The sequence below is a fragment of the Rhizobium johnstonii 3841 genome, assembly GCF_000009265.1.
Taxonomy (GTDB): domain Bacteria; phylum Pseudomonadota; class Alphaproteobacteria; order Rhizobiales; family Rhizobiaceae; genus Rhizobium; species Rhizobium acaciae.
The window spans coordinates 2,018,168-2,032,191 of sequence record NC_008380.1 but is presented as its reverse complement, the minus strand read 5'-3'; the positions used below and the strand labels follow the sequence as shown (position 1 = coordinate 2,032,191).

Sequence of the window (14,024 nt, the reverse complement as noted above, 5' to 3'; positions counted from 1 at the left end):
TGAAAGGCCCCTCTTCTACCAGTTGACCCTCAACCCGAGCTTGCCGTTCCACGCGTAGTTGTCTCCATCGAAGGACGTGCTGAAGTTGACGTTCCCATACAGGGACGTGTTGTTCGACACCTGTCGGGTCGCTCCGAGGCCGAGCTCGATCCACGTCTCGTCGAGGTTCGACGAGAACGGGACGAACCCATCGGACGAAGAGACTTCCGTCTGTGCTTTCGCCGTAAACTCATGCCAGACATTGACCCTGCCCCAGACCGTCGCCAGCCGGGCCGGGTCCGTCGCGGTCGCCTCCTCCGCCTGCCATGTCCGGGCAACGCGAGCGCCGATCCGGCCGACAAGCGAGTTCAGATTGTCGTAGCGGACGTCGGCGGCGCCGTCGTTGAAGTCGTCCATCCGGATCGTCTGCCATATGATCTGCGCCTGCGGCTCGAACTGCCAGCCGTCGCCCAGGTCGAAGGGATATCCGCCTTCGATAGAAGCGGCGAAACCGAAACCGTCGATGCTCTGGTCGGGGAAGCCGATCTGGGTCGGCCGGTTGGAATGCGTCGTCACGTCGTACCAGGTTGCCTGGAGCACGCCATCGAGATACCAGCCGTTCTCGCCGAACCGCGTCCAGTAGCCCCCAACCGAGAAGGCGTTGAAGTCGCTGTCGCCCGCGTCGCGCTCCGTCGTCAGCAGGTTCTGCGTGACGTCCATTCGACCGTGGCCGTACGCCAGATACATGCCGGCGTGGTCGGTGATCCCATCCTCCTCCTCGCGGTAGAAATCCATTCCGCCCTGCATGGCACCAAACCTGTAGTCGAACTCCGGCGCGCCGTCGTAGACGCCTCTGGCGTCGCCGTCGCGATGACCCCACTGGCCGATGCCTCGCAGCCAGACGCCGTTGAAGTTCTCGTCCTCGCGTATATCCGTGCGTCCCTTGAGCTGCTCCTCCTCGCCGACGCGCTCATGAAGGGTGTCGATGATGTGTCTGCCGTAAATCGCGGCCATGGATGGAATTGCCGCATAGAGCGAGACTTCCGGGCGATAGATCGGCGTTGGATCCGGTGGGCCGTCGAGCTCGGAACGAAGATACCAGTTCTCCGAACCTGAGCCGTCGACGCTGCTCCGGAAGAGCAGGTAGTCGTAAGGCCCTGCGGCTGCGGGCGCGGCGAGATAAAACGCCGTCGGGTCGGTCACGCCTCCGTTGATCGCGTCGACGACGAGAATGCCGTTGCCCGTCGTCAACGCTCCGCCGCCGGTCGTGTTGGAGATGATGAGGCCACTGGAACCGGTGGCCGATCCGCCGTCGATGACGAGGCGGTCCGACGGGGAACCGTCCGTGTCCAGATAGGTGTTCAACCCGATGTTGCCATCCTCGCCGACGTAATCGACGACAGTCAGCGTCATGTAGCTGGCGAGCAGCGTGGGATCGCCCGTCGGGGCGGAGAATTGGATCAGACTAGGGTCGTTCAGCAGCGTCGTGAGGTTTGAGCTGCCCGTCATGTTCCAGAGGCTGTCGTCCTCAAGAACAAGATTGGATACGCTTCCCGGCGCTGTGAACGCTGCGCCCGTCACTACGGAGCGAGACAGCGTCACGTTGGCGAGGCCGGGCACCACCGGCAGGGCCGCCGGGGGGGTGAACACCGGGGAAGTTTCCAGTCCTTCCGGGTCGGTTACGCCCCCGAGACCAGCGTCGGGCACGGTCAGGGGCTGGAAATCGGCGATCGTCCCGACGCTTAGCCACTGCCCGCTCGACGAAACGACGGAGCCGGTCAGCGAGACGACGCCCTCCCCGCCTATCGCGATCGCCGGGCCGTCGGCGTTGCTCAGCCGGCTCGCGTCGAACCGGGCCTCGGAGACAAAGCCCGCGGCTCCGGCGACATATAGCGCGTAGGAGTCACTCCCTTTCGCCTCCACCGAGGTCCGCAACCCGTTCACAAGCCCGCCACCCTCGGCGAGAGCCCCGTGCGACGCCGTACCCTCGGTAGTCACAGTGGTGTCGATAAGGTTGATCTCGCTGCCGTTGTCTCTCGAGTGCAGTCCAGACGACCGGTCGCCTTGGGTCAGAATGACCGAATTGCGAGCGTCGATGCTGGCCGACATGATCGATCGGAGACCGGAGGCGAGGTCTCCATGGGTGGTGAGCAGCGAGTCGTCGAGCAAGATGGTCGAATCGGCAGGAAGAAAGTGCTCGACCGCCATCGCCCCGTGCGCCCCCGTTCCGAAGGTCTCGACGACGAGGCGCTCGCCGACGATGCCTGCTGGAAACTGTGGCCCCGACTGCTCGACCGTGGAATAGAGGCCAATGCTCGTCGTCCCAAGGGTGGTGATCGAGTTGCGGTCCAACAAGATGACTCCGCCATCGTCTGCGACCACTCCCATGGCGGTCAGGCCTTCAGTCCGTACGGAAGTTCCGTTGGCTCTCACGATCCCTCCTGGATTGCGGGCTGCAATGCCATGTGGGTAGGCGCTCAGGCGCACGGAGTCTCCAGTCGTAACGATCGAACCGCCGTTCAGGGTTATGTTGCCCCCTAGGTCGGCAAGGACACCCATCGCGTTGTCCGGCCCGGCAGTCGAGAAGGTCACGTTGTTGGCGACGACCGTGGCGTTTCCGGCCGCAAGCGCGGGAGCGTCCCGCCCCGTCGTCGTCGAGGATCCTCCCGTCATCGTCACCGTTCCGCCATCTCCGACACGAAGACCATATCCAATCGCACCACCACTCCTGACATTGCTGTCCGTGAGGTCGATGGAAGACCCTGCTCCCTGGACATTGACCGCTGTCGAGTTCGCTGAAAACAGGCTGCTGTCGGAAAACGAGGCTTCCCCGCCGTCGAACACGAAGGCAGCGTTCGCGCGGGTTCCGGAGACCGATATGGCCGTGCCTGTCACAGTGGCCGTCGAACCCGCGTCCTGAACGGAGAGACCGTTCCCCCTCTGCCCCGTGGTGTCCACCGTGCTGTTCGTCAGACGGAGGCTCCCGCCCGATAGGACTCGGGTGGCGGACGAAGGATCGCTGTCGGCCTGCGAATTGCTGCTGGTGTTGATGGTCGCGCCCGTAAGTGCGACGACGCCCCCATTCTCGGCGCGGGCGGCACTTGCAAACAGGCCCGACGTGCCGAGCGTGACATTTGCACCGTCGATCCGGCTGCCCGATCCGGTCGCGATGAGCGCATGGCTGCCGGTGACGGGCGTCGTAGTTAGATCCTGCACGCCCGTTGTCGTTACCTGCGTGCCGCCGCCGATCACGACACGTCCACCGTCCGCCGCCTGGACGCCAAAGGAGCCACGGGAGGCGGTCGAGACCGTGCCGCCCGTGAGCGTGACGGTGCTTCCTGATCCCGTCGCGGTGACGGCATGGTTCGCGATGCCGTTGGCTGCGCCCCTCGTCGAAATGGCGGAGTTCGTGAAGTTCGCCATGCCACCGTTCTGTGCGAGCACGGCAAGATTGTCGTTGACCGTCGTCGCCCCGGTTCCGAGCGTGATCGTCAAGCCGGTGGCGCTGATGTTGCTTCCGAAACCGTCGGAAATCACGCCTCTTTGGCCCGTCCCTGCCTGAGACGTGATGATGGTACTGCCGCTCAGCTCGACGGCAGCTCCGGACAACGCCTGCGCGCCGACGAAGGTCCTCGGTACGACACCGGGACCGAGCTGCACCGTTATACCTTGGGCGGTAATGGTCGCACCAGCATTTCGGGCGTCCAGCCCCGGCACGGCCGCCTGCGATACCGTGATGCTGGAGCCCGCCGTCACGGTGCAGGAGGTTCCGTCGACGAAGACCGGTCCGGCCGCGCACGTCTGCGCGGCGGCGCCGTAGGCGTCGAGGAACAACGCCATCCCCGCAAATAGTGTCGCCAGTCCGACGTGGCGCCCGACCGACGCCGACAACCATCGGTAAATGCGCATCGCTGCTCCCCTCCCATGATTCGCGCAAAGCTTGCCAATCGGCACGCAGGGAGGGAAGCATGTAACAGTAACAACTCAGGCTACATCAGCCATCCGGCCGCGGTTGGCGACCGCCAGCAAGAAAGGCGGAATCCGCCTGTTGCGATCGGCCGCCCTTACTGCTGGAATTGATGCACCCTGGCGAACACCTCTCTTTCAGGGCCGGGCATCCTAAGGGTGAGGTACTCGTCCTTCCGGCGCGAAGCCAGTTCGAGGTGTCGGCAGCTTCTCATCCTGGAACCAGGATCGCCAGCGACCGCACGGATCGGTTTTCAGCGCGTCTGCAGTCCTGCTGTGCGGCCGCAGTCGTTCTCCCCGAACAGCGTGTCGGAGGCTTAAACGCCCTGTTCCGGAAGACCGAGATGGGAGGATGTCCGCCCCGGTCGGCGGCGCAACTTTCTACGGCAGCCTGAATTCGATCGGACGGCGTAGACATCGAGGAGAGAAAACTCCCTGACCGTGCTCCACCAGCGCTGTCAACATGAGATCAGTTCAAAGCCGTGAGATCGGGAAAACTCCACTGGCCGTTCAGGATGGAATCCCGCGGCCGATACAGTCGCACCGTGTAATTCCAACCGGCCATGATCGGGAGGCAGTTTGGAATTTTCCCATCGCAACCACCAAATTGAACGTTGATCGAACCATCGGCGTTCTTCCGCGCGGTGAAATCGTTCAGCGAATAAGCCCCGTATGGGTTTTTCTCGAAGTAGCCTTTTGAATTATAGAGACTGATCGACCAGAATCCATCGACGGGAACGTCCCTGACGTCGAGCTTGTAGATCGTCTTGCCGTCGTTTTTCTCAGGGGTGACGTTCAGATAAGTGGCGTCCTTGTCTGGGTTCCCACCCCACGCCGCAGCGCTGGAGACGAGATGACGTATGGGGTCGACACTTTCCTTCGACCCGAAGGACTTGTTGAAGTCTGACATGGTCGTAGCGAGGATTAGGAGGGCGTCGCGCACTTTCTTTTGACTGGCGGCGTCCCAGTCGGGGGTCTCGAACTTGCCGGGTCCGCCGGGCTGGTCGACCTTGATGGCGTCCTGCAGCACGTGGACCTGTTCCACGTCCTTCGGATTGGAAGGATCGACGAACGTCCGGATGGCGATCACCAAGTAACGCGTGCCCGCTGTCTCCTTGGTGAAGGTCGAGGTGCCACCATACGACACGGTCGTGACATAGTGGTCCTCGTTGATGGCCAGCAGCGACATGAAGCGCTTTCCGGCCTCTGGCAGCGTGATCGTAACCGGCCCCGCATCGAGATCGAAAACCGCGCCCGAATAGAGCGTGTCGCGGTTCAGTCTTATGATGGTCTGGTTTTCGATTGTCGCCGGCTCGCGGCGATGAAAGAACTTCCCGAAGCCTCCGTCCTTTGCGACATTGCCGAAATACAGATCGCTTTCGGCACGGACAAAGTTGTCGATGGTGACCTGCTCGGCCGCCGATGGCGCCGTGGAAGAGGCGACGAGGGCCGTGATTGCGGTTGCGGCGGCGATGGCAAGAGGTGTCGTGTGCATGTATCTCTCCAATTCGCTGTGTTCCCTCGCACGAACGGTAGATTTCCGCGGTTGCCGAGGTCGGAAATTCGTTCCTACTGAACCTTTTCAAAGTCTCCGGGCTTCCAGCTTTTGTCGAACCACGGTTCCAACGGCGCGTAGAGCCGCAGGATCGTGTTCCATCCCTTGCCGGGCATGGTCTGCACCCAGTTCGTCTGATGGCCTTCGGGGGCGTTGGGAGAGAACCAGATCGTCACCGACCCGTCCTCGTTCTTCTTGATGTCCGGCTGATTGCTGTCGATGCCCGCGAGCTTCTGGTCTGTCTCCAGCATCGAGCGCGTCTGGTTGTCGTACACCGTGAACGACCAGAACTGCCCGGCCGGTATCGGCGACGGCAAAGTGATCTTGTAGGTCTTGCCTCCGTCGAGATACTCCCCGGCCCCGTCCCTGACGGCGAATGCGTAGGCCGAGCCGGTCCCCGGTTTCGCGTCCGCCATCGCCGGAGTGATCCCGGTCGCCGCGTAATGGAACATCGTACGGGCGTCAAGCATGCGTTCGCCCTCGTTCAGGAACTGGTAGCTGTTGCCGATGAAGCCGTTGTTCCACTGGCGGTCGGGGTAGAACTTCGCGCGGGGTTCGCGGGGTGCGAACACCATCGAGCGGGCGGTCGCGTTGCCGACTGCAACGGCGTCCGTCAGGATCGTCTTCATGCGGGCGTCGGGTGCGAACTGCTGTCCTTTCTTGATGCCGATCGAAGCGAACAGCCCGACGATCTCTGGATCGAATGCATCGGCGGGCTCGCTCTGAACGACGTTGTAGAGCTCCTCGTAGAAGTGAAAGTCGTTGGCATGGATCGTGTTGAGCTGCTTGCCAGAGAGGTTGACGAACGTGGTTTCCGGCGCGGGCGTCGCCTCAGACAACGGGTAGATTCTGGCATGATCCTTGACGCCCTTGACCGCTGCCGCGATGTCGCCGTCCTTTACGAAGGCCCGGTAGAGGACGAGGTTCGTGTTGGTCGAAGACTTCGTGACGAAGTAGCCGTCCGCGGGCAGTCCGCCCGAGTACCCCGGCGGCACGAACAGATACTTTCCTCCCTTGCCCTTGTCGGGGCCGATGATGCCGACGTCCGTGACATAGCGGAAAAAGGCATCGTCCACCGGTCCGAGAACGCCCGGCGGGACTTGTGCAACCACGGGACCGTTCGACAGATCTACGCAGAAGAAAACGTAAACGGTGGTGGTGTTGGCGGTCAGAAACAACGAGCGCGCGTCCAGGAGGTTCTCCGTGATGCCAATGCCCTTGTTCTTCACGGCGCCCGCGTCAGCGAGCCCCTCGCACATCGCATAGACGGACGCGGCCGGCATTCCTGATAGGAACGCTTCGACGCCCCTCGAAAAGTCGATGTTGTCGTATACCTTCTGCACTGCAGCCTGATCGGGGAGACCGTCGGCAAAATTGAGCGTGCCGATTCGGGTCTGGACAGTGCTCGGCGTCTGGATGCTTGCCGGAACTTCGGCTTTGAACTGCGGTGCCGACTGATTGGCTGCGGCAGTCGCCGCTGAAAGCAACGATGACATCACTACTGCTTGGATTCGGGCATATCGGTTCATCTGTCTCTCCGGATTTTCTGCTGATCAGCAACTGGACGGTTGCCAGGAAGAAGTCGGCGGCTGGAAATCGTCCTCCAAGATGGCGGCGCTAGACGGTGCGCGACACCAATCGCTCGCGAGAATGTGCGTACGCTCGCGTATCTTACCTTTCTGCGGCGACCATCAGCGACCGACCGGAAACTGGAAATTCACTCCAGCGAAGATCTGCCAGCGCGGCGCACCGGCTCCGTCGTGCCAGACGGTGTACTGGGGCTCGACGAAGGCGTTCATCGTCACGCCCTTGTCGAGTTGGAAGACCTTGCCGACGCCTGCGCCCACCGGGATGTACGAGTTGCCGCTCTCGAGGTTGAAGTTCCATGTCGCGGAGGACCGCAGGTACCAGCCGTCCGACAGGTTTATATTGAGGATCGGCTGGACGGTCAGCAGGTTGACGTCCTCGCGGTCCTCGACGCCCGCGAACGAAGTCTGATAGGTAACGAGACCCCCGAGCAGACCCCAGCTTTGCGGAGCGACGACGACGCCGGCCGCGCCGATCTGCCACTTGCCGCTTCCAAGGGATTCGTCGGTCGCCGTCGGCACGACCAGCAACGGCCCAATTCCGAGAGTGACGTCGCCCTGCTTCGGCAGGATGAAGAGATCCATCAGGGTGAGGTCACCGAGCCCCGTGACATATCCGCTTGGAACATCGGGGGATGTCGCGATCGGGAGTGTAAAGCGAAAAAGCTGCGGCAGTCCGAACATGTCCGACGGAATGAGGCCCCTGAGCAGGAACTGGTTCGCCTCCGGATCTCCGGGCGTGTCGATGAAGCTTGGGATGTAGTAGTCATGGAAGTTGATGGTGATCTTCGGGGTCAGTGGGTTGTTCGCCTCGTTGACTGTGTCATGCGCCTCCTGCGCGACCGCGGGTGCGGCGACCGCCAGCATCAGGACTGCCAGGATTCGAGTGAAATTCAATTGCACGAAGGATCTCCCGTTTCGGTGAAGGCAATCCAGCACGAAAGGTTTCGGGTGCACAGATTGTTACAGTAACAAGGCGATGCCCCGTCCCGGCGACATCGAATGTAACTGTAACAATCTCGCTTTTTTCGATTGGCCCAGGCGAGAATGGCCGATGCGTATCCGCGCTCCTCGCACGCCTCCTGCTCGAAAGGATCGCCTGCTCGCCATGGACACTCCCAGAGATGCAGCCCATCGCGGATTGCTGAAGCTGATGCTGAGACTTCCGTCTCTGCGTGGCGAGCTTCAACTTCTCTGGCCAAACGACGCTTCGTTCGAGGCTCTATGCGAGGCCTACGAGGACGCGACGGCCACGCTTGACCGTCTCCTGACGTCCCCGAGAGACGGCGAGGACGAACTGATCGACGAGTACCGCAACTTGTGTCGGGCCTTGGAATCGGACGTGGTAGCTCGATGCCGCACACGGACAGCGCGATCACGATTTTAAATTCTCCGCATTTGCCGCTTTATGGTTGCAACAGGAAATACGCCAGCATACATTCTCCACTGCTTATGGACGGACGGGCGCGAGGTGCGGAATGGCAGCGAACGGCGTGAGCAGTGGGGCATGCGCAGTTTCCGAGGAGGAGGCGCGTTCGGAAGCGGAGCGGCTGCTGGCCGATCCACGGCTTCACGTATCCGACCGCCACCGAGCTTTCTTGCGGTACATCGTCGACGCCCGGTTCGAAGGCCGGAGCGACACCATCAAGGCCTATTCGATAGCGATCGACGTCTTCAAACGGCCAGCTTCATTCGATCCCTCCTCGGATCCGATCGTCCGCATCGAGGCCACCCGTCTGCGGGAATCCCTTCAAAAATACTACGCGCAGCTTGCCGACGAGCCGGGTGCCCGCCTCGACATCCCGCGCGGGCGCTACGTCCCCGTGTTCGTCGAACGCGATAACCCGCCCTGCCCCGAGGAGGACGGCGAACTTGAGGACGTCGGCCTGCCGACGGAGGAGCCGACTCAAGCTGCTTCGCGGCCCGAGGGCAGAAACTGGCGTCACGCCATCATGGGAGGAGCAGCCCTCGCCGCCGTCAGCTTGACGGGGAGCCTTGCATATTTAGCCGCCAGCGCGGCGCATCTGAACACGCAGAAGCCCTTCGTCGCGCTGTCGATAAACGCCTCGCAAAACGACAAGGCGGCCGGCGAAGCGGTCATGGAAGACCTCGCCGTGTCGCTCGCACGTTTTGGCACCGTCCGTCTGAAGTCCGGTGCCTCCGGCTCGAGAGTGCCTAGCGATGCGATGGAGCAGAGTCTCTACGAAATCAACATGCGTTACGCCGAGAATGAAAGTTCGGTCTCACTGTGGTGGCAGGTTTCCGACGCCGCCAATGGCGAGGCCGTCTGGACCGACGAGGAGCGACGTCCGGTCGCAGCAGGATCACGCGAGGAGGCGATGCGCGACCTGGTCTTCGCAGTCTCCCGAAGGCTGGCAAGACCGGCCGGAATCATCAATACGATCGAGCTTAGGCGCAACCTGCCCTCATCAACGATCGGCAACGTGTGTGTCCTCCGAGGCGAGTTCGCAGTCGAGCAACGCGACGCCGCCGGCCTGGAGGCCGCCCGCTCGTGCCTGGCGGCCACGATCGCCTCGGATCCCACGGATGCCGACGCAATGGCCACGCTTGCGCGCGTCTATGTCTGGATCGGCCGCGCGACCGGCGACGACAGCTATTTCGGCCGTGGCCTGGAACTGGCCAACCGGGCAGCCACCCTCTCGCCTTCCTCGCCAAGAGCGGCGCTGGCGCAATTAGGCGTGCAGTATCAGCTCGGACAGAACGAGATCTCGATAGCGGCCGGCCGCCGTGGCGTCGCGCTAAACCCTGAAAACGCTGACCTGCTCGCCAAGCTTTCCATGGTCGTGTTCCTCACAGGACACTGGGACGAGGGCGTGCAGCTTGCCAGACAGGCGACGGAGATCGCCGGGCAGCCCATACGCGATGCAAGCTTCGTCATGATCCTCAACGACTATCGCCAGGAACGTTACGCGCAAGCCGTGTTCCTCGCACGGCAGGTTCCGGCACCGGACGCGCCGACGACGGTTTTGAAGCTTGCCGCGATCGCTCGCCTCGGCGACCGGCCGGTGACGCAGCAGGAGATAGCCGCAGCCCGTTTGCAGCATCCCGATCTCGAGCGGACGGTCACAGCAATGTTCTCCGGAGCGCGCTACGACAGCAATCTCAGAGACGCGCTGCGCGCAGGCATTCTGGAAGCCGGCCTGAAAATGCCGGAACTCGCCAGCAACGGTGCAATGTAACAGTAACATTCTTGTCCGAAAGGCTCCGATGGCATTCCTTCGACCGGTCCGCAGATCGCGGGCGATGACGTCGAAGGGCCGCCATGATGCGCAAGCTGCTTGTCCTCTCAGTCGCTTCCACCTTTCTCGCAGGCAACGTACTGGCCGATCCCGCGGTCATGACCGCGGCCGTCAATCTGCGTTCGGGACCGGGCACGGGGTTCGCGGCGGTCGGAAACGTTCCGGAAGGCGCGCAGGTCGACCTCAAGGAATGCGACGCGAGCGGCGCATGGTGCGCGGTTGATTTCGGGGGCGAAAACGGCTTCGTCAGCGGGCGCTATCTCAGCCAGGTTTCAGCCGAAACCCCGACCTGGCCGAAGACGTTCACGGCGGATAGCGGGGCGACGCTCACTCTATTTCAGCCGCAGGTGATCGACTGGCCGAACTTCACCAAGCTCGACGCGCTGATCGCAGCGGAACTGAAGCTCTCGAAGGACTCGCAGCCGGTCTATGGCGTGATCGGCGTCACAGCGAAGACAGTTGCCGATGACGAGACCGACAACATTGCTCTGACAGACTTCCAGACGACCGCGGTGTACTTCTCGACGCTTGACAAGGAGCAGCTTTCGAAACTGGCGCTCGGCGTTGGCAGGATCATGCCGACGGATCCCATAATGGTCTCGCAGGACCGCCTTGCGGCGAGCCTCGCCGATTACAAGCGGCTGAACGATATCTCGGGGCTCAAGGCTGATCCTCCGCCGATCTTCACGAGTGAAACCTCCGCCATTCTCGTGCAGACCGACGGCAAGGCGGTTCTCTCTCCGGTCAAGGGCGTGCAGGGCCTCTCCTTCGTCGTCAACACCAACTGGGACATTTTCCAGACCGATGCCGACAAGGCATTTTATCTCAGGAGCGAGAAGAACTGGCTGACGGCGTCGAGCCTTGACAGCGAATGGACGGAATCAGATGCGCTGCCACCCGAGATATCCAGCCTGCCCGACGACGACGCCTGGAAGGACGTGAAGGCCGCCCTGCCCGCGATGCAGTTCGGTGAAAGCGGCGTCCCCAGGGTCTTCTATTCGGACGTGCCGGCCGAACTCCTCTTGTTCGAAGGAAAGCCCGCACTGCAGAAGGTGCCCGGCACGGGACTGGAATGGGCCTCGAACACGACCAGCGACGTCTTCTATCGCCCGTTCGACACGACATGGTACGTGCTGCTTTCGGGTCGCTGGTTCTCGGCGCCGTCGCTCGACGGGCCCTGGACGTTTGCGACGCCGAACCTGCCTGCCGACTTCCAGAACATTCCGCAGGATGCGCCCTACTACGCGGTTCGGGCGTCGGTGCCGGGAACGTCGGAAAGCGCCGAGGCGCGCCTGAAGGCGAGCATCCCTCAGATGGCCCGCGTCGCGACCGACGGAACCGTCAAGGTCGACGTCGCCTACAGCGGCGATCCGAAGTTCGAGACAATCGACGGCACCAGTCTCTCCTATGCGGTGAACTCGAACGAACAGGTGATCAAGGTCGGCGAGAAGTACTTCGTGCTGAAGGATGGGGTCTGGTTCGTCGGCGACACGCCGATCGGACCCTTTGAAGTGGCGAAAGCCGTTCCGGACGAAGTCTACAAAATCCCGGCCTCCTCTCCCGTCTACAACGTCACCTATGTCAGGGTCTACGACACGGAGCCTGACGCCGTCTGGTACGGCTATACCGCGGGGTATCTCGGGGTCTACCTCGCATGGGACGCCCTCGTCTGGGGAACCGGATGGGCCTACCGTCCCTGGTGGGACTTCGGCTGGGCGGGCGGTTACTGGCCCTATTATCCCAGGCCCGTCACCTACGGCGTCGGTGCCTTCTACAATCCTGCCTTCGGCACCTTCGGCCGCTACGGCTACGCCTACGGTCCCTATCGTGGCATCGCCGGCGGGGCGGCCTACAATCCTCGCACCGGCACCTACGTCAGAGGCGGCGCCGTCTCCGGCCCGGCGGGTTCGCGTGGCTTCGTCGCCGCGTTCAATCCACGTACCGGAAACGCCGTCGCGGCGCGCGGCGGCACCAACGTCTATGGGTCGTGGGGCACGGCTGCCGTCAAGCACGGCGGCGAGTTCGCCCGCGTCAGCGGCGGTTCGACGGGCAACGCCGCCGGCCTCCACTGGCACAGCTCCTCGGGCGACCGCGGCTTCATCGCCGGCGGCAAGGGTGGCGACATCTATGCGGGGCACGACGGCAACGTCTATCGCCGCGAGAACGGCGAATGGCAGAAGCACACGCCCGACGGCTGGGATCCTGTCAATCGTCCTTCGACCGAAGGCTTGAAGAACGTCGGCGAGCAGTTTGCTTCCAAGCATGCGGAAGCCGCCGACCGCATCCGCCAGAATGCTCCCGAGCGTGCGCAGAACATCCAGGACCGGGTGGAGAAAAATCCCGCAGCCAAGGACCGTGTCCAGAACCGCGTGCAGAACGGTCAGAACGCTGCTCCTCGCCAGCAGGTCCGCGAACAGGCTCCGGACAATCTCGGCCTCGACCGCGTCGCCCGCCACCTCGGCAACCAGCGCGACCTCTCGCGCAGCTACGGACGCCGCGACATCGGACAGTTCGGCGGCGGACGGCAGATCGGCGGCGGCGGGGGCCGTGAATTTAGCGGCTCCCGCGGCGGCGGTGGCGGCTTCCACGGCGGTGGCGGCGGACATTTCCGCAGACGTTGAGCCTCGTAGAAATCTTGGAGATTGAGAACTTCGATGACCTCTGAATTTGGCAGACGCCTGGCATTAGTAGCAGCGACAACGTTGCTTCCTTCGCTTGCACTGGCGGCCGAGGGCGGCGCGGGCTTCTATCTGCTTGGCGCGAAGCTTCCCGCAAGTGCGATCACGCCGCCTCCCGGCGTGTTCTTCTCGAACGACATCTACATGTACACGGGCGATCTCGGGGGCGGACGGGCGCTGCCATCAGGTGGACGACTGGCGGTCGGCGTCGAAGGCTCGGCCGTCATCGAGGTGCCTACCGTGCTCTGGATCCTTCCGGAGGATGTTGCCGGTGGTCACCTCGGACTGTCGCTCACCGTCCCTGTCGGCTGGAAGAATACCGACGCCGACGTAACGTTGGCGGGACCACGAGGTGGAACGGCGTCAGGATCGATCTCCGATCCGGTCTTCACCGTCGGCGATCCGGTCCTTGGCGCCCTGCTTGGCTGGGAAGCCGGCAACTTCCATTGGCAGACCAGCCTTCTGGTCAATGTGCCGATCGGTGATTATCAGGACGGCGAGATATCGAACATAGCCTTCCACCACTGGGGCGCCGACGTTTCGGCCGGCGTGACCTGGCTCGATCCGACGATCGGCCTCGACCTGTCGGCGGTGGTCGGCATGACGTTCAATGCCGAAAACCCCGCCACCGACTACCGCACGGGCAACGAGTTCCATGTCGAGTGGGCGGCCGTCCAGCACTTCAACGAGCAGTTCGACGCCGGTCTCGTTGGGTACTACTACGACCAGGTGAGCGGCGACAGCGGCGCCGGCGCGTCCAGCGACTTCAAGGGGCGCGTCGCGGCCATCGGCGCGACCATCGGCTGGACGTTCAAAGCGGGCGAAGTGCCGATATCGACCCGCATCAAGTATTTCCACGAGTTCGCCGCCGAAAACCGCGCCGAGGGAGATGTCGTCTATCTGACGATCTCGATGCCCTTGTCGATCACCAAGCCCATGAACATAGCGGCGCAGTAAATGAAGCATTTGCAACTGAAACTCCTTGCCGCTTTGATCGGCT

General features: G+C 62.7%; 7 protein-coding genes. 3 read left to right on the top strand and 4 right to left on the bottom strand.

Annotated features, from left to right (window positions below; all coding sequences use genetic code 11):
- Nucleotides 1–15: 15 nt before the first annotated feature.
- The 4 genes from RL_RS10025 to RL_RS10010 all read right to left on the bottom strand — a co-directional run bounded on the left by RL_RS10025 (nucleotide 16) and on the right by RL_RS10010 (nucleotide 7,953).
- Entirely contained in the window at nucleotides 16–3,888 is a 3,873-nt protein-coding gene (locus tag RL_RS10025; RefSeq protein ID WP_011651548.1) for an autotransporter outer membrane beta-barrel domain-containing protein, read from the bottom strand.
- 526 nt (nucleotides 3,889–4,414) lie between these two features.
- Nucleotides 4,415–5,440 (bottom strand): DUF1254 domain-containing protein, encoded by a 1,026-nt coding sequence (locus tag RL_RS10020; protein WP_041936271.1) that lies wholly within the window; start codon nucleotides 5,438–5,440, stop codon nucleotides 4,415–4,417.
- Between the two features lie 74 nt (nucleotides 5,441–5,514).
- Nucleotides 5,515–7,029 (bottom strand): DUF1254 domain-containing protein, encoded by a 1,515-nt coding sequence (locus RL_RS10015; protein WP_011651546.1) that lies wholly within the window; start codon nucleotides 7,027–7,029, stop codon nucleotides 5,515–5,517.
- Between the two features lie 162 nt (nucleotides 7,030–7,191).
- Nucleotides 7,192–7,953, bottom strand: a complete 762-nt coding sequence (locus RL_RS10010) for a hypothetical protein (protein WP_049778369.1) — start codon at nucleotides 7,951–7,953, stop codon at nucleotides 7,192–7,194.
- Nucleotides 7,954–8,564: 611 nt separating this feature from the next.
- On the opposite strand from RL_RS10010, the gene RL_RS10000 reads away from it, so the two are divergent.
- From RL_RS10000 to RL_RS09990, 3 genes are all read left to right on the top strand, one after another.
- Nucleotides 8,565–10,286 carry a hypothetical protein gene (locus tag RL_RS10000; RefSeq protein WP_011651543.1) on the top strand — a complete coding sequence of 574 codons (1,722 nt, stop codon included), beginning with the start codon at nucleotides 8,565–8,567 and terminating at the stop codon, nucleotides 10,284–10,286.
- A gap of 83 nt (nucleotides 10,287–10,369) precedes the next feature.
- Nucleotides 10,370–12,967: an SH3 domain-containing protein gene (locus RL_RS09995; RefSeq protein WP_011651542.1), complete on the top strand. Its 2,598-nt coding sequence runs from the start codon at nucleotides 10,370–10,372 to the stop codon at nucleotides 12,965–12,967.
- 33 nt (nucleotides 12,968–13,000) lie between these two features.
- A complete protein-coding gene (locus RL_RS09990; protein ID WP_049778367.1) occupies nucleotides 13,001–13,981 on the top strand; it encodes a SphA family protein in 981 nt (326 codons plus the stop codon).
- Nucleotides 13,982–14,024: the final 43 nt, after the last annotated feature.